Origin of the sequence: Wolbachia endosymbiont (group B) of Lycaena phlaeas (assembly GCF_947251875.1) — a bacterium.
Classification (GTDB): domain Bacteria; phylum Pseudomonadota; class Alphaproteobacteria; order Rickettsiales; family Anaplasmataceae; genus Wolbachia.
This window is the reverse complement of sequence record NZ_OX366392.1, coordinates 45,252-67,457: the sequence shown is the minus strand read 5'-3', so window position 1 is coordinate 67,457 and position 22,206 is coordinate 45,252. Positions and strand designations below refer to the sequence as shown.

15 protein-coding genes are annotated in these 22,206 nt (G+C 33.7%); 7 read left to right on the top strand and 8 right to left on the bottom strand.

The features are described 5' to 3' along the window. Nucleotides 1–193: 193 nt before the first annotated feature. The 3 genes from OPR37_RS00310 to rimM are packed head-to-tail and all read right to left on the bottom strand — an operon-like array spanning nucleotide 194 to nucleotide 2,013. Nucleotides 194–886 carry an inositol monophosphatase family protein gene (locus OPR37_RS00310; protein WP_007302192.1) on the bottom strand — a complete coding sequence of 231 codons (693 nt, stop codon included), beginning with the start codon at nucleotides 884–886 and terminating at the stop codon, nucleotides 194–196. Beyond that, the gene (efp, locus tag OPR37_RS00305) at nucleotides 887–1,453 is read right to left on the bottom strand and encodes an elongation factor P (protein ID WP_264336298.1); all 567 of its coding nucleotides are present in this window, start codon (nucleotides 1,451–1,453) and stop codon (nucleotides 887–889) included. Between the two features lie 59 nt (nucleotides 1,454–1,512). Further along, on the bottom strand, nucleotides 1,513–2,013 hold the full coding sequence (rimM, locus tag OPR37_RS00300) for a ribosome maturation factor RimM (RefSeq protein WP_006014540.1): 501 nt from the start codon (nucleotides 2,011–2,013) through the stop codon (nucleotides 1,513–1,515). A 97-nt stretch (nucleotides 2,014–2,110) separates the two neighbouring features. Here rimM and OPR37_RS00295 point away from each other — a divergent pair, with 97 nt between their 5' ends. Beyond that, a complete protein-coding gene (locus OPR37_RS00295) occupies nucleotides 2,111–5,761 on the top strand; it encodes a DEAD/DEAH box helicase (RefSeq protein ID WP_264684903.1) in 3,651 nt (1,216 codons plus the stop codon). On the opposite strand, the gene OPR37_RS00290 is transcribed toward OPR37_RS00295, so the two are convergent. Further along, nucleotides 5,758–6,927, bottom strand: a complete 1,170-nt coding sequence (locus tag OPR37_RS00290) for an aspartate aminotransferase family protein (protein ID WP_264684902.1) — start codon at nucleotides 6,925–6,927, stop codon at nucleotides 5,758–5,760. The two genes, OPR37_RS00295 and OPR37_RS00290, sit on opposite strands and share 4 nt — an antisense overlap. Before the next feature lie 64 nt (nucleotides 6,928–6,991). Here OPR37_RS00290 and OPR37_RS00285 point away from each other — a divergent pair, with 64 nt between their 5' ends. The 5 genes from OPR37_RS00285 to OPR37_RS00265 all read left to right on the top strand — a co-directional run bounded on the left by OPR37_RS00285 (nucleotide 6,992) and on the right by OPR37_RS00265 (nucleotide 16,184). Next, nucleotides 6,992–8,419 carry a sensor histidine kinase gene (locus tag OPR37_RS00285; protein WP_010403276.1) on the top strand — a complete coding sequence of 476 codons (1,428 nt, stop codon included), beginning with the start codon at nucleotides 6,992–6,994 and terminating at the stop codon, nucleotides 8,417–8,419. A 176-nt stretch (nucleotides 8,420–8,595) separates the two neighbouring features. Then, a complete protein-coding gene (locus tag OPR37_RS00280; RefSeq protein ID WP_012481913.1) occupies nucleotides 8,596–9,333 on the top strand; it encodes a WD_0702 family putative metalloprotease in 738 nt (245 codons plus the stop codon). A 72-nt stretch (nucleotides 9,334–9,405) separates the two neighbouring features. Further along, entirely contained in the window at nucleotides 9,406–10,416 is a 1,011-nt protein-coding gene (gene tsaD / locus OPR37_RS00275; protein ID WP_007302199.1) for a tRNA (adenosine(37)-N6)-threonylcarbamoyltransferase complex transferase subunit TsaD, read from the top strand. Nucleotides 10,417–10,527: 111 nt separating this feature from the next. Next, a complete protein-coding gene (locus tag OPR37_RS00270; protein ID WP_264376655.1) occupies nucleotides 10,528–14,154 on the top strand; it encodes an ankyrin repeat domain-containing protein in 3,627 nt (1,208 codons plus the stop codon). A 284-nt stretch (nucleotides 14,155–14,438) separates the two neighbouring features. Next, nucleotides 14,439–16,184, top strand: a complete 1,746-nt coding sequence (locus OPR37_RS00265; RefSeq protein WP_017532259.1) for a type I secretion system permease/ATPase — start codon at nucleotides 14,439–14,441, stop codon at nucleotides 16,182–16,184. 99 nt (nucleotides 16,185–16,283) lie between these two features. Here the strand turns inward: OPR37_RS00265 and OPR37_RS00260 are convergent, their stop codons facing one another. The 3 genes from OPR37_RS00260 to OPR37_RS00250 form a co-directional block, all read right to left on the bottom strand. Continuing rightward, on the bottom strand, nucleotides 16,284–17,045 hold the full coding sequence (locus OPR37_RS00260) for a hypothetical protein (protein ID WP_007302202.1): 762 nt from the start codon (nucleotides 17,043–17,045) through the stop codon (nucleotides 16,284–16,286). Nucleotides 17,046–17,102: 57 nt separating this feature from the next. Next, nucleotides 17,103–18,365 (bottom strand): pyruvate dehydrogenase complex dihydrolipoamide acetyltransferase, encoded by a 1,263-nt coding sequence (locus OPR37_RS00255; protein WP_007302203.1) that lies wholly within the window; start codon nucleotides 18,363–18,365, stop codon nucleotides 17,103–17,105. A gap of 284 nt (nucleotides 18,366–18,649) precedes the next feature. Continuing rightward, a complete protein-coding gene (locus OPR37_RS00250) occupies nucleotides 18,650–19,144 on the bottom strand; it encodes a WBM0748 family T4SS-associated protein (protein ID WP_149168710.1) in 495 nt (164 codons plus the stop codon). 236 nt (nucleotides 19,145–19,380) lie between these two features. On the opposite strand from OPR37_RS00250, the gene OPR37_RS00245 reads away from it, so the two are divergent. Beyond that, a complete protein-coding gene (locus tag OPR37_RS00245) occupies nucleotides 19,381–20,250 on the top strand; it encodes a hypothetical protein (RefSeq protein ID WP_019236774.1) in 870 nt (289 codons plus the stop codon). Between the two features lie 124 nt (nucleotides 20,251–20,374). Here OPR37_RS00245 and ftsH read toward each other — a convergent pair whose 3' ends face one another. After that, nucleotides 20,375–22,204, bottom strand: coding sequence for an ATP-dependent zinc metalloprotease FtsH (ftsH, locus tag OPR37_RS00240; protein ID WP_007302206.1), 1,830 nt, complete (start codon nucleotides 22,202–22,204; stop codon nucleotides 20,375–20,377). Between the last annotated feature and the right edge of the window lie 2 nt (nucleotides 22,205–22,206).

The window sequence follows — 22,206 nt, the reverse complement described above, 5'->3', positions numbered from 1 at the left end:
AACACTGGGATCCAACTAAGTTACTTTACAACATTTTTTGTGCAAAAGGACTAGATGCCATTGTCACACACTGACTATTTGTTCCTATAGTTGTCTTTTCTCGTCTATCTTATTTTGCCACCCTGCTGCAATGAGGGGTAGGTAAGACCATTTATTATTTTCACTACGTGACTTTTGCTCTTTTGAATGAACTTTAGTTTATATCTCCAGCAATGACAAGCGCGTTATCTTCCCTTAATCTCCCACCGCTTTCTTGCAGAAAAAGCCTACCGAGTGAAGTTTTATATTTATTAATTCCAGAGTAAATTATTCCATTGTATCTTCCGGCAGCAAGATATGCAAAACCTAGTACCGTTGAGCCAAGGGAGCGTAGATTATTATTGTCAAGTGGTAATTTATTTAACAAATTACCACTTATGTCTATTATTCCCCCTTCACGAGCTTTCATCCGCATTTTTACATGGCGAGATTTGAAATCTTCAAGAAAAGCTCCTTTCTTTTCCTCTGCCCAGAAAGTTTCTCTAAGGGCTGGAGCATCAATCACAGCTGCTACAACTCTGTTTTTATGAATGAGACAAACTGATACTGCAAAATAAACCATACAACTAAAAAGGTTTTCCTTGCCTTCTATAGGCATAATAAACCAAGTATAACCGCCGTCTTTTAGATCTTGGCCCACATCGTCTTCAAAAATAAAGTCATAGTTCTGGTTGTAGTTTTTCAAGCAATCGTATATAAGTTGCTTGGATTTTGAATAAGTTTTATTGATAAAGTCTGCTGACTTAACGCTTGAAATTTGCAATTCATTAAAATCACGTATAAGCTGCTTGGAGGCACTGCGTACAGAATCAAGCATCACATTGATTCGTGGTGATGAAATTGCCATTTACTCTTTCACTCTTTCGTAATAGCTGTTATCAGGAGTATGTACTACAATTTTATCACCTTCTTTTATAAATTGAGGCACGTTAACGCGTATTCCGTTTTCCAAAATTGCAGGCTTATAAGAAGCAGTAACAGTCTGACCTTTGATAACAGACTCTGTTTCTTTTACAGTTAGTGTAACGTGATCAGGCACATGTGCAGAAATTATTTTATCTTGATAAGTTACTACTTTAATTTTCATATTATCTTGCAAATAAGACTTCTTTTCTCCTAATAAGTCTAAATTTATAACAATCTGCTCGTAATTACTTGGATGCATAAGATTTACGATATTCCCTTCAGTAAAGAGATAAACATATTCCTCTTCATCTAAAATTGCCCTTCTGATTGTTGCATCAGAGCGGAATCTTTCATAGTGCTTTGCTCCAGTTTTGATATTTTTCATTTCAGCTTGTATGTAAGCACCACCCTTACCAGGTTGAGTATGCATAATACTTATAACCGAAAATAAACCACCGTTATGTTCTAGTACCTGACCTGGCCTGATATCATTAGCCCTTTCTGCCATAATTACACTTTTAATTTGGTCTGATTATTATAAATAACTTTATACAAATATCAAAATTTTTATTGGCCAATGAATTCTGGCATGTTGATTACTATATACCTTTCCTTCATGTTGATGTATGGAAATACTTCTTTAGTAAAAGATAACATAATGTTTTTTTTTGTGCTGATAACCAAAATTTCTAATATATCCCCCGAGCCGAAATTATTCACAGACTTCACATAGCCATATAATTCATTACTCTCTAGTCTTACTTCCATATTCACAAGATCATCTTGGTAAAATTCATCCTCATCATTTAACTGTGGTAGCTTATCTCTTTCTATATATAACTTTTTATTTCTTAAAAGCTCTGCTTCATTACGGGAATTCACACCGCTAATTGTTGCTATTACTAAATTATTACTGACAACAGACACCAAGCTTATTTTATAATTTTCACTTCCGATTATTAGTTCACCATATAGGAAAATATTTTCGGGCTTTTCAGTAAAGGTTTTTATTTTGACAGCTCCTTTGATTCCATGAGGAGAAGTAATTATTCCGAGGCATATATTCATATTAATATGATAGTTGAAATCAGCTTTTTGTCCATAGAATTGACAATTTACTGAATTAACATACAATTAATATTGTAATAATTATAGCGGGTAATGTGTGAGTTCCATCAGCAATCAAGAAAAGCAAAGTATTATAAGTAGCTTAGAAAAAATCAACTGCAAGCTAAAAGGTGAATCTATAAAACTTGATGATACAAAGGAATCTATAATAGTAGCACGTCGTAAACCTGTTGTTGAAGAGGCATTAGAACATTTACGCAACCCTTCTACTACTAACTGTAATGTTCTGATCGATGCAGAAACTGGGTTTGGCAAGACTTACGATATTGGAATGTGGAGCCATGTACTAGCCCAAGCAGGGTTTCATCATCTGGTTGCAGTACCAAACAGTGATCTAGTAAACCAAGCTAAAAAAATGATGAGTAGTGCATTTACTGTAAACATTAGGACACCCAAAACTGCTGAGGAAATTAAAAATGCACTGCAGGAAACTGAACCTACAATAATTATAATAACACATGACCTGCTATTACAGCAAGAAAATGATCGGAAATTAAAAGACCAAAATACCAAGTTGTGGATTAGTGTTGATGAAGCAGACAGTATTAATAAGCAGCAGGATTTTGAGAACATGTGCAAGCTTGATGAGAAATATCCTACGACTTACCTCACTGCAACACCAAAGAGAAGGATTTTAAATAGATGCGGAAAAGTTATCAGCCCGACAAGATTGAGTAGACGTTGTATTGCAAACGCTATCGAAACAGCAAGTGTTATTGCAAAAACCAATAGAAGAGCAAATTTCAATCAAGCGTTTGCAGTTAATGTTACTACCTCCATAATATCTTTAGCTATATTGTTTCCTATTATAAATAGTAATGTTGCTGCCGTAATTGGTCTCACTTCAGATTATTGGCTGTATTCTGCTTTGATTGGAAACTTATATTATACAATTTCTATGTTTATATTTGGTATAGTAATGTTGCCAATTTGGTGGGTACTAACTAAAGCAACTGGTGTAGAGTCAAAAGAACTGCTTTCTAGATTTCTTGCTAACGTGCGTAGCTTATTTACTAGAGAAAAATCGAGCCCAGCTCATGAATATGTTGAAGAGAGCGAAGAAGTTTTTAATTACAATAAGCTTGTTGATACCGATGATTTATTAACTTCTATAAGATGGAATGTGCAAAGCCCAATTGGAGAAAGTGCTCTGCTTTTAGCTGATGATGTAAATAGTATAGTTAATCTTAACTTTGCGTTGCAGGGTAGAGATAATTTAGTATATGAAGGTAGTACACGTTATGAAGTGTATAATAAATTTCAGCCTGAAGGGATGTCTTATCAAGACTATAGGCTCAAGTTACGCGAAGCGAACTTTATAAGCTGCGTTAAAAAGCAACATCCTAGTCTGACAGAAGAGCAGATATCTGAATTAAAAGAAAAGGTGGATTTCAGTAGTACTGCTGAATATCTAAAATATAGAGTAATGCATTCAATGATCGATCTTACTCTCTCATATTTAATGAAGTGTGATAATATTACTTTAGATAAAAAAAGAAGAGAAGGTTTGAGTGAATTGATAGAAGATGTTAAAAAGAATGTTAGCACCACTAATGATAACAATATTATAAGCTACCTAGAGAGAAAAGGCTTTAGTGAGCAATTTGCTAGAGATGAGCTCTTACTGCAAATAAAGACAGTAATTGAAGCACTGAGTAAAAGTGATAATGAGCAATGCAGCTTAATAGTTGATAATTGGCGCTTAAGCAAAGAGCTCCATGACCTCATGGAAAGAGAGGAAGGTATACTACATAGTCTCATTGATTTCTGCAAACAAAATAAATGTATCTTTGCAGGAATTGGGAAAAATGATCTTGGTATTGGAGAAAATAGACCCTTTTCAGCGATAATACGTAATCAAATAGGTAAATATCGAACTATTTATTGTGATTATGAAAAAAGAGATTTTGATTCATTGGCTAAATATGCGTTGACAACGGTTATAGATGGATCGAAAGGTCGTGGATTTGATAGTGAATATAATCATGTTGCATCAATATTTGCAGATTCGGTTAGTCAGTTCAATAATCCATCTGAAGCCCTACAGAATCTTGGAAGAAATAGAGAGCGTAATGAGAGCAGACAATCATGGTTTTTCGCTGCTGCAGGTGAAGAAGTTGAGCTATTTGTGAATAAGATCTTAGCAAATTTTAAAAAGGAACCACAGAAATTTTGTCAGAAAGTTTTGTTTCCAGCTACTAATAAATACAATAAGTTGCTAAAAAATAGAATGGGAGAAGAACTTGGAAGAAAAATAGAAATCTATATTAGTAAAAATATTGATGCATTAGGAAATATTGATGATTCAGCTCTGAAGAAGTTTTCTAGTGATTTGATAAAAGAAACGTATGAAAAAGTTCATGATATAAATGATTTTGATGTCAAAAAGACAGAACAAGATTTACATAGGATTTTAAAAAGTACAGAGGCATACCTTCGTTCATATGAGAACAGAATTAAAAACAACGGTAAATTATCTTGCACACGCTCAGCTTTATTTTCTGTGGGGAGTTCTATAACAAAGGTAATGTATTATCTTTGGGCAGGGTTTGACTATTTAGTCTTTTTGGCTAAAGCGTACAATATAGATAAATCTGGAGATACCAGTGCAAGAGCGTATGTACACATAATCAGAAACTGTCACTGTGAAAGTAGTGTGAAGGCGCAAAATGTATTGGTTCATGCATTAGAAATTGCCAAAGAACATGACAGCAGTTTCAAAAGAAATAGTTTGTACGAAGGCAATGAGGATAGATGTAAAGAAAAAATCATCTCATATTTTCAATCCAAGCAATATATACGTGCATTAGATAGAACAATTGCTCAAATTGAAAATGAACACTTAGCAGCAATTTTGAAAGCTGTAGGCTACAGAGGTGATACTGATAAAATGGCACAAGAAATTAAAGATTTTTTATCTGATTTAAAGAAATTAGACTGTGTGAAATTTAGAGAAAAGTATTATCAAGGAGATTTATATCAAGAAAGCAAATTATGCAAGATCAATGATCGAATTAGTATGGTAATTAATGAAGTTGTAAGGTGCCATAAGTGGCGTCATGGAATAGAGAACTTGGAGCTCAAATTAAAAAATGGCCATAATATTTTTGACGTAAGAGTCAATAATGATTTTTCTAAGTTACGTGAGAAAAACTTTAACAAACGCTCTAAAGAAAGGACATATCTAGGTAGAGCTATGTTACTTATTGGGTTTATAATTTCAATGGAGCTTATAGGTAGAATATCATCAGGTCAGACCATGCAATTGCCTTTACTTTGCGGTTTTATAGTATTTGGACCACTGGCACTCTTGTGTGGTGCATTGTTATATGAAATAACGACCTATTTAGTGAGAGGAGCATTTTTTATTTTTGGAGTGCCAATTCTTTTAGGAGAACTGTCTAAATGTGTTTTGAGAAACGGCTCAATGAAAAGTTTGTTAGATATGACATTATCGCTTGGTAACTCGGCTTTTCTCAATATTCCGAAAGACATCGTGCAATCGTTTATATTTGAGGATATAACAAAATTTGACTCACTAAGTGATATAAATGAGCTTACACTGATAAGAGAACAGGAAAAGGCAAAGTGTACAAATGAAGTAGCTGATAAAGTTGTATCTACTGCTTTATCTGCAATTTTGATACAGCCAACAACTAGTGAGCAGGAAGGTTTAGTTTTTAACTAGAACTTTTCAGATAAATACTGAGTGAGGATTTCAATGCCTTCATCAATCTCTTTTTCAGTGATAATGAGTGGAGGCAAGATTCTTACAACGTTATCTGATGTTACTCCAACAGTGAGTAAACCACGGTGACTTAGCTCTTCTGCAAATTTTTGGTTATTCATTTTTACTTTTATTCCTAGCATCAACCCTTTTCCTCTCACTTCTTCTATCATTGGAAACTTGCTTGCTAAGTCCTCTAGTTTGTTTTTTAAAGACTTACCTCTAACTTCAACATTTTCTAAGAAGCCAGGGCCGAGCAATTCATCCAATACAGCATTACCTACTGAAGTTGCAAGTGGATTACCACCAAAAGTAGAACCATGCATACCGACCGCCATGTACTTAGCAACCTTTTCAGTTGCAAGACAAGCCCCCAGAGGGAAACCTCCTCCTATTCCTTTTGCAAGAGCACATATGTCAGGCTTAATTCCTATGTGTTCAGATGCAAATAACTTTCCTGTCCTGCCAGCACCGCACTGAACGCAATCAAAAAATAGCAGTATGTCGTTTTCGTTACATAGTTCTCTTAGCTCTTTCATGAAGACTTCACTCATTACTTTAATACCACCTTGTCCCTGTATTGGTTCTATTAATATAACACCTATGCCATTAGAAATTGCTTTCTTTACACTCTCAATATTGGGCTCTATGTTATCACACCAGTCAATATAAGGATTCAGTAATTCAGAAAATTTCTGTCTATCGTTTGTTGCACAAGTTAAAAATGTCCTTCCATGAAATGCACCATGAAATGTTAGAATTCTATAGCGATTTTTATTACCTTTTCCATTTTGATAGGCCCTAGCGATTTTAAGTCCACATTCCACTGCTTCTGATCCAGAATTTGCAAAAAATACAGTATTAGCAAAGCTGTTGTTTATTAAATTTTCTGCAAATTTGTTGGCAGTAGATATATTATAGGTATTTGATATATGCCATAGTTTTTCTCCTTGTAATTTTAGGACATCAGTTAATCGTGGGTTGGCATGACCTAAACTGCTAACAGCTATTCCAGAGTGAAAATCTATATAGCGCTTATTATCGATATCATACAAGTAAATACCTTTGCCATAAGAAAAATTTATGTTAACAGGAGAATAAACTGGCAAGATAGGAGAAATTGTCATAAAAGTATGATATGCTAATTTTTTATTAATACCATAAAAGACGTTATTTCACAATGAGAAGAATATGTATAAATTAAGTAAATTAATTTTTACTACACTAAAAACAAATAGATATACAAAAATTATCTCGCTATTCTTATTAATTTTTGTGGTTTTATTGGGCACAATATACCGCAGTTATTCATTAAAGAATAATTTTCTTTCTTTTTACCGTAATTCAAATGCAAACTTAAAAGATCTATTGGAAAATAGTATAATAAAAAAATATCATTATTTACTAATAGAAAAACATCATATTAAATATAACAGTTTTGATTACATAAACCAGTTGGTAAAATTGCGTGCTGAATTGTTACAATCAGTAAGCAAAGTAAGAAATTTTAGCTTAATACTGTATGATCAAAATGCCAGAGTAATTTTCAGTAATTTTAATACTCAAGGTCATGACTATGAGCAGTTGCTTACAAATGATGAAATTGATAAATTGCTAAGCAATCAAGAAATATTTTACGCTACAGGAAATACATTAACTTCTACTTTCCCTATATTTCATGAAGATGACATTAAGCCTTCATTTTTTTTGAAGATCATTCAAAGCTATAATGACTCTTATATTATGGTATATAGTCTATTTTCAATATTAATGGGCTTATTACTGGTTATCTTAATACTAATAATGCTTTATTTGCACTTTTCCAATACCCAAATGCTAGCCAAGCAGCATAAAACTAATATTGAATTACAAAGGGTTAAAGAGGCATTAGAGCAAGAAAATGCAAATAAGATAAAATTTTTTGCAAGTGTTACACATGAGTTGCGTACACCTCTTAATGCTATTATTGGATTTGCAAAGTTGATCAAAAATGAAACTTTAGGTTCTGTAGATCACTCTAAATACAAGGAATACGTAGACGATATATATAATGCTGGTACACATTTACTTGCTTTGATTAATGATGTGCTCGATTTTTCTAAAGCTGAATCAAGTAGTTTAACAGTAGAGAAAGTGAAGTTTAATCTGAATAAGATAATAGATTCGTGCTTAAAAATGTTATCACCTAAACTAAAAGAAACAGGGATTAGTTTAAAGAAAGAGATATCTGATAAACAATTATTAGTTATCGCCGATCCCAAAAGAATGAAGCAAGTTATAATAAATTTGTTATCAAATGCAATCAAGTTCACTCCTCAAGGTGGTTTAATAAGAATGATTATTAAAGAGAATATAGAAAAAAATTTATTAACTATTGAGTTTCATGATAATGGAATAGGGATAATGCAGCAGGACATATATAAAGTTATGTCCGTTTTTGGCCAAGCAGATTCGGGATATAGAAACGAAGGCACAGGTATCGGATTACCTCTAAGCAAGAAATTAGTAGAGTTAATGGGTGGGACTTTCAACATTCAAAGTGAAGCAAAACTTGGTACTACGATAACATTGAGCTTCTTTTATGAAGAGCAAACATGTGAAAAGTTGATTGATTTTTAGTAAAATATATTTGATATTGCACTTTTATATCTAGTACATTCCTAAGTCATACTGACGTGATACCTCTTGGCTAATAATAAGTAGCGGAATGTAAGTAAATTAAACTTTTTTAGCTATACTTCCTGAAAACACTTTATAATTCTTGAGCATAAAGAAAATTCCTTTAATAATGAAGCATGCTAATCAGGAACTTAATAAAACAAGCAACTCAAGTAGGAAATAGTGAAAACGTAATACAATATGTCAAATATCTCTATCAATTTGAGAAGTTTAGAAATACATTAAACCTCACTTTGTCAATAATAAAGCAAACTAGACTCTCGTTTGAAATATATCAAGAAGGATTAGTGGATATGGAAGAGGGAGTGTGTAAGACAATTCGTTCTTCTGGTTTAAATAAGTATGTTATTGTGCTAAGAAGGTCAAATCCTTACATCATAGTACATGAACTTTCACATATGGTTGAAAATGAACTGAACTTAAGCTTAGAGCAAGAATTTCTCTATAAAGTTTATCAGGATATTGAGCAGAACTTAAAGCAGTCAAATATTCTGGTACAAAAAATTATTGGTCAAATTATATTTAAGGAGATACAAGTTTACCAAACTCCAAAATCACGTGCGTCTGAGTTATTCGCACGCTATTTTGAGCTGTTTGCTTGGGCTCAGGAAGTTTATCCTAAAGATAAAGAATATCTAATTCGCACTCAAGATTTAAACAGAGTATTTCTTGCTACTAACCAATGGAAAAAGAGCTACCTGGATCTACAAATAATGGAGAGAATAGATAAAGAAGTAAAGGAATATAGCGATAAAACTGCTTTTAAAGATATAAACAAAGTACAAAGCAGTTGGACTAATAAATTTTCTCCTGGAAGCAAAAAAATTGGTTCTATATTTGAAGATGATAATTAGCTCAGCAGAACAAAGTTCACTTCTTCAACATTTCAAGTTATAGTTCTCGCAATTTAAAGAGTTCAAATATATATGAAAACCATTTTAGCGATTGAAACAAGTTGCGATGAAACTGCAGTTGCGATTGTAAATAGTGATAAGCAAGTGCTTGCTAACGAAATTCTTTCTCAGGTAGAGCACAAAAAGTGCGGTGGAGTGATTCCTGAAATAGCATCACGTGCTCATATGAAGCATTTAAGTGGTTTAATAAAAAGTGCTATGGAAAAATCTAACCTTAACTTTTGTGATCTAGATGCAATTGCAGCAACATCAGGACCAGGACTCATAGGTGGATTAATAATTGGTACAATGATGGCTAAAGCAATTGCACACGTAACACAAAAACCGTTTATTGCAGTTAATCACTTAGAAGCACATGCGTTAGTTGTTAGGCTACTATATGAGGTTGAATTTCCGTTTTTAGTCCTGCTGATATCAGGTGGTCACTGCCAATTTTTAATTGCACAGGATGTAGGTAAATACATCAAACTTGGAGAAACGCTTGATGACTCATTAGGAGAAGCATTTGACAAAGTCGCTAAAACGCTGGGTCTAAGCTATCCGGGAGGTCCATTAATTGAAGAGTTAGCTAAAAAAGGTGATGGTATGAGATTTAAGCTGCCAAGAGCAATGATAAAACGTTCTGGATGTGACCTTTCATTTTCTGGAATTAAAACAGCGGTAAAAAACTTAGCACGAGAATTTGTAATGAGTGAACAGGATGTGTGTGATATGTGTGCTTCGTTTCAAGAGTGTATTAGCGACATATTACTCGATAGAGTCAGAAATGCTATTGGTATCGCTGTATCTTTAAATATTAAAATCAATGATTTTGTAATTACTGGTGGAGTTGCAGCAAATAATTTCCTGAAAGAGAGATTAAAAAAGCACATAGACTTGAACGTGCTTTCTCCTCCAAGCAATTTATGTACAGACAATGCAGTGATGGTTGGATGGACAGGAATTGAAAGGTTACAGAGAAGCTATGTAGACTCTCTTGACTTTGCACCAAGGCCAAAGTGGGAATTAGAAAAATATTACTAGCACAAAAAATTATCTACTATATAATGCGGCCGCTGGTGAATTTTTGTAGGCTTAAAAATTACAGTGGTATCTACTAAAGCCTTACCGGCATTATTATTTATGAGGTACAGTATGTTCAAAAATAAATTTGACACAGTTATTAGTGTTTTCAAAGCTAAATCTAGTACAAGCGCAAAGACACTCAGTTCAGGTTTATTTGTTGCGGGAAACGTTGTTATGGCCAGAGCAATTAGTGAGATAGACCTCTCTTCATTACAAGGCAATTCAGAAGATAAAGTCAATAAGCAAGACCTAATAATCATATATGATTATATTAATAAAGTAACTCAAGAAGAAAACTATAATATATGTACTAATAATCTTGATTGTATAAAAAGCAGGATTTTAGCAGAAAATATAAGTGATTCATTAGCTGAAAAATTTCGTCAAGATGGATGGAATATAATAAGTAATGATGGTTCTTCGCTATTAACAGTGGCTATTGAAAGAATTAGGAAAGAACAAAAGAAAAATAGGAATTATGATATTCATGTTGAAATAGCTGTATCTCTAATTCTTAGTATGGGCAGAGAATTGATTATAAAATTGGAGAATTTTGCAGATAGTAATGATAAAACACTTCTACATTATTTAGCTGAGTCGGGTAAAGAAGATATTTTATGTTTTGTGATAGAAAATTCTAATTTTGACATTAAAGAAGCAGTAAGGAATAAAGATAGAGATGGTAAAACACCACTACACTATGCGGCTAAATCTGGCAATAAAGAATGCTTGAAAATTCTCATAGAAAATGAAGCAGATTTTAGTTGCACTACCAATAATAAAACCGAGTTACACTATGCTGCCAGAAGCGGAAGTCCTAACCTCCTAGAATATTTAAAAGAAATATTGACAGCAAAAGGAATTTTTGATAGGGAGAAAATTAAAACAGATAAATATGGAAATAACGCATTACACTATGCTGTGCAATCTGGAAATGCTGAGTGCATAAAATTCTTCATTGATAATCAAGTACAATTTTTAAAAAATAAATATAATGAGAATCCTTTTCATAAGATTGTAGGTAACTCAGAAACTCAAGAAAATGCCATAAATTTTCTTATAGAGCATCTAAAATTTTTAGGTAGACGAAAAAGTGAAATTAATCAAGAAAATGTAGATGGTAACACCCCATTGCATATAGCTGCAAAACATGGAAATAACCAGCTAATGAAATTGTTTACTCAATCAGGTGCAAAAATTGTTCAGAATAAACAAGGTAACACCCCCTTACATATTGCTATTATACATGGTAATTCATATTGTATAGACCTATTTTATGAAAATATAGGAAATAGCATACTTCAATCCAAAGGTGATTATGGAAGAGATCTTGTACATTTAGCTGCAATGTACGGGAAGTATGATTGTCTAACATCTTTACTCAAGAAATTTCCTGATTACGATTTAAGCACAGAAACACACAAAGGAAATATGGCCCTACACTTAGCTCTATCGAGTAATACAGAAACAGAACTAAGAAAAAAATGTGTGAGTCTATTAATAGACAGAAGCATGCAAGTAAATAAGAGTAATAATGAAGGAAACACCCCTTTACATTTTGCTGCCCAACTTGATTTATCGTTTTTAAGCATGATAGAAAAAAAGTTGGAAGAGAAGAAATTTGACGTTTATCAAGAGGTTTTGCGTGAGAATAGCAACGGTGACACCGTCTTTCATATGGCAGCACGTGTTGGTAATAAATCATGCCTTGAGCACCTTTTTAAAAAAGAGAGAGTGGGAGAAATATTAAGTAAGAAAAATAAGGATGGACAAACTTTACTACACTTATCTATCCTCAGTGGAAGAGTAGAATGCGTTAAGTATTTGGTAAAAAAAAGCCCAAAGGGTATTTTTTTAGAACAAAATACACAAAAAAAGTTGTTATTTGCAGCTATTTTGAGCGGCAATAAGGAATGTCTTGAATTTGTGTCAAAAGAACTTGTAGGTAAAAAGGTGGCTGCTAGCATCAAAGTGTTATATGATGAAAATGACAATACACCGTTACACATGGCTGCTCTTGCCAACGACATAGAATTCCCTCAGTATGTTATTGAAAGTATTGCTAAGTCAACTATTAGGAACACAGTACCACTTTTTAACACAAACAGTCAAGGGCTTATACCTCTACATTTAGCTGCCATGAGCCTTAATGCTGAGTTAATAGAATATTTTATGAAAGATAATCATTACCCCTATAATAAGAAAATGTTAAATGTTGTATCTAAATCTGGAAGAACAGCATTACACTATCTTGTAATGAGTGATAATGATTTTGAAAAAACTATAAATGAGGATTTTAAGCAAGGTCAATTTTTGAAAAAGTTAGTTTTAGAAAAGCGTAAACAAAATGAGCACTTAAGGGAAAAAGCTATTAAAGCCTTATTCTACCTAACAATCAGCACCGGAGAGAAAACTTTAAATGAAAAGATAAATTTTGATATAAAGGATAATGCAAAAAAAACAGCTTTAGATTATGCTTTTAAACATGGTGACACAAATATCTTGAGGTTATTTTTAGATTTCTTTTATGAAATAAGGGAAAACAAAAAAAGGAAATATGATAAACTTAATATGGAAGATCAAGAAAGAAGCAAAAAGCTTCTAGACTACTATAATCTGGCCATGTCAATATCAAGTGTGATTATTTCTGTTTGCATTAAGTATAATAATGCAGAATCTGAAAAGGAAGAAATTCCTACCTGGATTTCCATTGCATTTTCTTCGATATCATTTTTACTTATCTTATACAACTTAGTGATTGGCCTTCAAAAAGAACCTGTTAAACGTAAGATAGAAAACTATACTGAAAAAATGAACAGAATTGAAGAGGCTACAGGAAAGTTAGCTAAGACAAAAGTAGGGGATCATGATTTGGAGGAATACAACTCAATATTGGAACTATTAATAAAGAATGCAGAAGATATTTCACGATTGGAAAATGAACTTTACAAGTTTACGCATGAAACTAGATTAGAGAGTAAAGACAAACTCAATATTTCTCCTCAGAAAATGAGTAGGGGTGGTAGTGCACTACTATGTTCGAATAAGTCTTTAGAAGGTAGAAAAAGTTCACCTGTTTTGAATGATTTAACAGCAAAACTTAGTCTGTGTTCAAGACGCAACAGTAGAGTACAAAATACAATGGACAAGTTAGATAATCCATCATGTGTAATTACTATAAATGAGAATTCAGAAATTAAACCAAAAGCTCCGAAAAACAAATTCAAGAATGTTGCAACTAAGCTAAAAATAGGCAATATCTTTAGTAAGAAAAAAGAAGATCTTATCGCTTCATCAAGCTTATCAGAAGGTGCTAATCACGAGAATATTACAAAAATGAATGAAGAAAACTGTGGGTTGATAAAACGATTTGGTGATACCAATGGGTATTCAATATTTTCGACTCCTTTTAATCCAAGCAGTTCAACCTCAAGAGAAGAGTGTGGTAACAATCATAGTGCAGCGCGTCATGTGAGTTATGGTAGTGCAAATAATCCTGTGAGTGATAAGGAAGTTAGTAAATCTCCATCTCTAATACTTTCTAACTTTGAGGAGGGGATTACTGTTGACTGTTTTAAATTCGAAAGATATAGACCAAGGGTATATTCAAGTCCATCTTGTGTGAGAAAAAGAGCAATTACAGCTAGATCATTGGAATATGTAATACTTCCTGATCATATAGAAAGAGGAAAATAGATGCAGATTGTAGTCACTGACTCTGATAGCATCAACTTTCAGAGGAGTGATAGTAAGAACTGTCATTGAGTAGTAGATAAGAAAAACGTAGAACAATTGGCAAGGCTATCGTATAAGGTTATAGTAGAGAAGAAATTAGATAGCCTTGCTAAATTTCCATGAAAAAGTTTATATTCGCATATCATTAATATTTTATTACATTAATGATATGGTAAGGCAATAACTGTTAATACTTTTGAAATAAAAACTATATATGGTACATATAATTAAATAAAAGGAAGATTGTGGAAATCACTCCGTCAATAAAAAAGGAATTAAAGCAAAGTATACTATATACTTGTCTAGAGAAGTGCAAGAGTGCGTTTTGGTTCATTTTCTGGTTTAGCTCAGGGATTAATGCGTTAATGTTATTTTTGCCACTTTATACCTCTCAGGTACTTGATCGAGTGATATCGAGCGAGAGTGTGTCAACACTAGTTATGCTGACGATTATTACTTTATCTGCGTTTGCATGTTCTGCAATGCTTGAAACTTGTCGATATTTAGCTATGGCTAAAATTGGTGATTGGATTGATAAAACTGCAACACCAGATCTAATAGTAAGGTCAATCAGGTTAACATCAGTACAAAGCTCAACTTCAAGTGGTGAAGCAATACGAGATCTTGGAGTAATAAAAAATTTCATTACAGGAAATGGTATATTTTCACTGTTCGATACTCCATGGTCGCTAATTTACCTTGTTGTGATCTTTATGATACATACCTCTACAGGGTTTATAGCTATTGCCGGGATCATTATATTAGTTTCAATGGCAGTATGGAATGAACTTGCCACTAAGCGTATATTGCGAGAAACCAATGAAGAAACTATACGCAATATTAATGCTATAGATGTTGCAACAAGAAACGCAGAGGTGGTTGAAGCTATGGGCATGTCAGAATTTATAGTTTCTGATTGGTGTAAACGGAATGATCAAAATCGTGCAATGCAAGTTACAGCGCAGAATCGTTCTAATGTAATTACTGGTATTACTAAATTTTTACGTTCAACTCTCCAAATTTCAGTAATTGGAACAGGTGCATTACTTGCAATCACAGCTCACAAAACTGCCGGTAGCATTATTGCTGCCTCGATTTTGATGGGTAGAGTATTGGCTCCATTTGATGCAGCAGTTCATACTTGGAAATTTTTAAATCAAGCCAAGATGTCATATGGCAGGCTGCAAAGACTTATCCTAACATCCCCAAAAAGAGAGCAAACTATGGCTCTACCAGAGCCTGAAGGGAAGTTGGAATTTGATAGGGTATTTTTTACTCCTTATGGGAGCAATAAGCCAACAGTAAAAGGAATCTCATTTGTAATAGAACCAGGGGATGTTGTTGGTGTTATTGGTGCAAGTGCTTCTGGTAAGTCGACCATTGCAAAACTAACCGTTGGTGTTTGGAAACCCATATCAGGTGTAGTCAGACTAGATGGCGCTGATGTATATACTTGGAATCGAGAGAACTTTGGTAATTATGTTGGTTACTTACCTCAAGATATTGAGTTATTTAACACGAGCGTTAAAGCTAATATTGCCCGCATGAGACCAGATCCAAATCCTGAAGAAATAATCAAAGCAGCAAAAATTGCAGGAATACATGAATTAATACTGAGCTTACCAAATGGGTATGATACAACAATAGGAGGACCTGGAGGAGTAATACTCTCTGGTGGCCAAAAACAGCTTCTTGGACTTGCAAGGGCTTTTTATGGTAATACTAAGCTTTTAGTGCTTGATGAACCGAATGCTAACTTAGACAGTAATGGAGAGGCGCGCTTGATTAATGCAATCAATGTTGCAAGAGAGCAAAATACTACCACTGTTATCATCACTCATAAGCTACAGCTACTATCTGTAGTCAATACAGTGATCGTCATGTCAGATGGGGTTATTTATGCTATGGGACCAAAAGATGAGATTTTGAGTAGATTAGTTGCTCCATCACCAGATGCCACAGAAGATAAACGTTCTTCAGCAAGTGGTTAAGAAAGAGAGAAGTTGTCACACTTCTCTTTCTCTTATAGAGTACTATATGCACAGTTTATAAAATCTTAAGCAATTGTTATTCGAAAAATCCAATAATGATTAGCCGCGGAACCTATTTGCTAATTCTCTCACATTAACCTTAGACATTTCTGATGTAGGCTCTTGTGTATATGAGACATCAGATTTAACGCCTTTTTTGTCATGACCTTTAGTAATAGAACATACTACAGTATCAGCCTTTACATGCTTAACACTTGGATCTGATTGAAACCCATGCTTTCTTTCCATTTGTGCTTCAAGCTTACTGCTATCATGTGTAACCCTACACCTTTCTAGATTACGGTCACGTTTGTCAGGAGCTACATATCCATCTATATCACTACATAAGAACGGGCGCACTTTGAACCTGTCTGAACTAACACCATTTTCAACACTTGCAGAATTATGAGCTTTTCTATTATTGCGCATTTTATCTACAGCTTCCTTTATTTTTTCTTTTGATGGTTTTGGCAGCAGTGCTGGCTTATATGCACATGCTGGTAGTTCTGGAAATGAGTCCTCCTGAAACAGCAAATGACTTTGGTTTCTCTTACTATCTGATTCTTCAATATTCTTTATTGGTGTCTTGAAAGAGTTTTCATTTTTCTTTCTTAGATCCAACTCATTTAATCCGCTTCCAACATTATTTTTTCTTGTTGTAGTGTGAATAACACCTGGAAGTTTCACTTCATACTTAAATTTTTTACCAATGGTATCTATTGACTCATTAGATGAGGAATCTATTTGAAACCTATCGTTTGAAAATTTTGATTTTGTAGCATCAAAAGATATACTACGTTTTTCTATCTTTTTATAAGTCATATTTTACCTCTAAACCTATTAACTAATAAAAGTATAAACTAAGAGGTATTAATTTTATTATAATAATAAAGGCTCAAGAAGCATCACCGTAGGGTTTTCTATATAGTACTTAAAGGCATTTAAAAATTTTGCTCCGAGTGCTCCATCAACTGCTCTGTGGTCAACAGAGAGAGTAACTGTCATTACCTCTGCTATCTCTATTTTTTCACTTATGACAACTGGTTGTTTTTTAGATGCGCCGACAGCCATAATGCAAGACTGTGGTGGATTGATTATAGCACTGAAAGTTTTTATACCAAACATGCCTAAATTAGAAATGGTAAACCCTCCTCCTTGAAATTCTTCAGGCCTTAATTTTCCAGATCTTGCTCTATTTACTAAATCTTTCACTTCTTTTGATATAGATAAAACACTTTTTTCATCAGCATTTTTTACTATAGGAGTAATCAGTCCATCCTCAAGCGCTACAGCAATTGAGATATCTATATTTGAGTATCTTACTATTTTAGTATCTATCCACGATGAGTTTATATCAGGAAATTTTTTCATGCTGAAAGCCACAGCTTTTATAATTAAGTCATTAATTGTTACTTTATTGTTCTCATTTGCTGAATTAACCTCATTTTTGAGCGATATTAGCTTATCAACGTGGCAGTCTACAGTTAAATAAAAGTGTGGAATATTTTGCTTAGATTCAACTAGGCGCTGCGCTATCACTTGGCGCATATTACTTACTTCAACTGTTGTATTTTCCTCAAATCTCTCATAGCTTTTAGTTTGATCTAAAAATTCTAATACATCAGCTTTGATGATACGACCATATGGACCTGTACCTTTTAATCGCTTTATATCAACACCTTCATTTTGAGCTATTTTTTTAGCTAAGGGGCTTACTTTTATTCTATTTTCTGTTGCTCTATCCTCTTTTTTAGATCCCAGTGTCACGCACTGGGATGACATTAAAGAGCTAGATGAAATCGAAGGGTTGGATGATACTGAAAAATCGGCTTCAACCTCCTTCTCAACCTTGGTATTGATGGCAGAAGCTAAATCAAGTGCGCTTTTATCTTCCCCTTCCTCTAACATTAGAGCTATCAGTTGATTTACAGGCACGCCACTTGTTCCTTCCGACACTAAAATTTTTGCCAAAACTCCTTCATCGACAGATTCAAACTCCATTATGGCTTTATCAGTCTCAATTTCAGCGATTACATCACCTATTTCAACTTTATCTTGTTCTTTTTTACACCACTTTACAATTTTTCCTCCAGTTTTACTCATTGTTGGGGAAAGAGCAGGCATCAATATTTCTATAGGCATTTATTCTGTATTAAAAGATCTATTTAACTTTTAATTTACTCTTTACCCTATGTCAATCTAATCGTAAATTATGATACTTATATCATCCTAGTACGTGATGCTGGAATCTTGGTTGACTACTGTTATCCTACTATTTCTATTGCTTAGTCCTAGACAGAGTACAAATAGTAAGATCATCATGAAAATAGACGAATCTGTTATAATGGAAATAGAAAAATGTAGTGCTTACTATCCTCTCACAAACATATAGCTTGGGTACAGAAAAAATTTATATGAGGAGCTGGTTAAATTGATAAAAGATCAGAATTAATAGTAGTTTCCGAATCTTCTGTAGCAGGCTCTTCATGTGAAGCAGAGGACAGACTAACTTCTTTATCCTCTGTTCTCTGTATAGAACTACCACAAAAACTCCTTAACATCTCTTCAGCAGATGAATTTAAAATCTGTATAATAGACTTTTCACTTTGTTCTTTCAGCGATTGATCCATTCTAGAAATCAACTCGGAAAATTCACTACCTTCTTTTCTAGCTTCACTTTCTATCTTATTTTTTATGCTTTCTATATTACTTTGGTTAATTTCTTCTTTCGTTATGTTAAATGAATTAGCAATACCTTGATACTTAATCTCACAATCGCCACAGCCAACTATGCAAAGAGCAATAGAATCGGATATTTCACCTGCAGCCGAATTATGGATAGTGTAAGCTAAGCAATTGTCATGATATTTAATGCCAAGCTGTTGCTCTATCAATTCAGAAATTTCATTTTTTAAAGACATAAAGTACCTCCTTCTTACATTACTGTACTTTCTGATTAAAGTACAACAGCTGCTCCTAAATAGCAATCCATATATGGTTTACTTTAATAAATTATTAAAGTAAGAAGCTTTTACATCCTAAAACATAACTGAGATAAGCCAATGTAAAAAAATTTTTAAACGAGAATTATTGTATATATATTACTTATTTGGTAAAATTATTTTGGCAAAATAGCATATAAAAGTTGAGGCTAATTATGAATATTAAAGAAGGAAAGGATTTACAACAGGAGTTATTAGGAATTGTTTTCAATATACTCATAGAAAGTGAAGATAGCGCCATAGAAGCTATGGAAACAAGAGCAGTAGAGATAATTAAAAAACTAAAGGAACACATTAATGATTATATAGAGTATGGTGGTCAAAAAAAGCCAATTTTAGATTGGGTTATTGTTTGTGATTCTCAGAATAATGTCAGACTAAATAACAAGTCGCTATTAAAATTTGAGAAGGCAATTAAGGATATTGGAGGAAGAGCACCGCTAAATGAAATAAAAAGTACAATAAGGTTATTAGTAGAACAAGCACAGCTAAATCATGTTAGAATTAGAGGTGAGAGAGAAGTACCACTAAACCTCTTTGAGGAAAACATAATAATGAGAGAGCGAAGAAGGGCAAGAGAACAACAAATGCGGCCAAATTTTATTAGAGAAAGAGAAGCGTCATTGAATCTCTTTGGAAACAGGGATGAAAATGTAATAATGAGAGGACAAATGAGGTCACGCTATATTAGGCGTATTAGACGTGAAAGAGAAGTACCACTTAGTTCAAAAATAGGAGAATTAATTGGTGTAGTTTCATCCATAATTGTAGGTGCTTTCATTGGTATAATGGTTGGTATGGTCATTGCTGGTTTATGTATTGAGCTTTGTGTAATCACCACTGCAGAACCGATTCTTCTCATCATGGGTGCTACTGCTGTTATAGGAGCTATTGTAGCAGGAACTGCTCCTGTATTAAAGCTAATAGAGATGTTTAAAGGTCAAGAACCTAATCTTTCTCCTAGTAGCGGTCTGGAAAGCTCTAATACTGAACATACTTATTTAAATAGGCAAAGAGTTATTTAGAAAAAAATTGGAAGAATGTTCAAAAAAGTCCATTTATAAAATACATCGGCTTAACTATGATCTTATAACTTAAGCTAATTAATTAAAAATTTTTGTTTTAGCGGTTAAATAAAGCCAGATCTGATTAGAGAGAGGATCTCCTTACCTCTTCCTTACCTTCATTTTCATTTCTAACAATTTTTTTTCCACTTAATATGTCTCTTATTTCATCTCCTGTTAAAGTTTCAAACTCCAGTAGATTTTCAGCAATGAGCTCCAAGTCTTTCCTACGCTTGGTTAAAATGTCTTTTGCTTTTTCATAGCAAGAAAATACAACTTTCTTTATTTCCTCATCTATAAGTCTTAACGTATCTTCAGAAATTGTCTCAGAATCATGTGTGATTTGTTCACGATTGTGATATATTGGCCCTATTTTGTCACTCATTCCCCATTTTGTCACCATAGCACGTGATAAATCTGATGCTAGTTTTATATCTGAAGATGCGCCGCTTGTGACTTTATCATAGCCAAAAATTAGCTCTTCTGCCACACGTCCACCCATTGCAACAGTTATATCTGCTAGCATCTTTTCTCTTGTGAGGGACACTCTATCTGTTTCTGGTAGTCTCATAACTAAACCGAGTGCTCTACCACGTGGAATAATTGTTGCTTTGTGTATAGGATCAGAAGCAGGCATATTAACTGCAACTACTGCATGACCAGCTTCATGGTAAGCAGTAAGCTTTTTTTCTTCTTCTGTAATGACTAAGGACCTTCTTTCCATGCCCATCATCACTTTATCACGTGCATACTCAAAATCATCCATGGTAACAATTTTCTTATTTCTTCTTGCAGCAATAAGCGCAGACTCATTCACTAAATTTGCTAGATCAGCCCCTGAAAAACCTGGCGTTCCCCTCGCAACTGTTTTTACGTTTACATCTGGTGCTATCGATATTTTCTTTATATGCGTATTTAATATTCTCTCACGCCCATTTATATCAGGTAAAGAAATAGTAATCTGTCGGTCAAAACGACCAGGTCTAAGTAGTGCTGGATCTAGGACGTCTGGACGGTTAGTTGCAGCAACTATTATCACACCTTCATTAGACTCGAAACCATCCATCTCAACCAGTAACTGGTTTAATGTTTGTTCCCTTTCGTCGTTACCGCCACCAAGACCAATGCCGCGATGCCTACCTACTGCATCTATTTCGTCTATGAAAATTATACAAGGAGCATTTTTCTTGCCTTGATCAAACATATCCCGGACACGGCTTGCACCAACACCGACAAACATTTCAACGAAATCAGATCCAGAAATACTAAAAAACGGTACATTAGCTTCACCTGCAATTGCACGAGCAAGTAGAGTTTTACCAGTTCCAGGGGAACCAATTAAAAGACATCCTTTTGGTATCTTCCCACCTAACACTTGAAATTTTTGCCTTTGTTTAAGAAAATCAACAATTTCAACCAACTCTTCTTTTGCTTCATCAATCCCAGCAACATCATCAAATGTCACTTTTTTTCCAGTAGTCATAAGCCTAGCTTTTGATTTGCCAAAGCTTATAGTTCTATTACCTCCTGCTTGCGTTTGTTTAAAAAGGAAAAGTAATAAACCGATAAAGATAAGCGTCGGAACCCATTGAATAAGTAATCCACCAATTATACCTATTGCAGAGTCTCCAATTGAAAAGGAGAACTTCACTTTCCTATCATGCAAACTTTTTATTAAGTCACTATATATAACACCACTTGAGTTAAAGGCTGACCCATCCCTAAACTTCCCTTCGATGCTTTGGTTTCTTATTGTAATATTTTCTATATCATTATCTTCTAGTCTAGTTAAAAATTCTGAAAAAGGTATGGTTGTTTTACTCTTACCTATACTTCCGCTAAATTGAATATAAGCAACTGAAATAAGAACAATAATCACTAACCAGATCAATAAGCCTTCTAAAAATTTTTTCATTT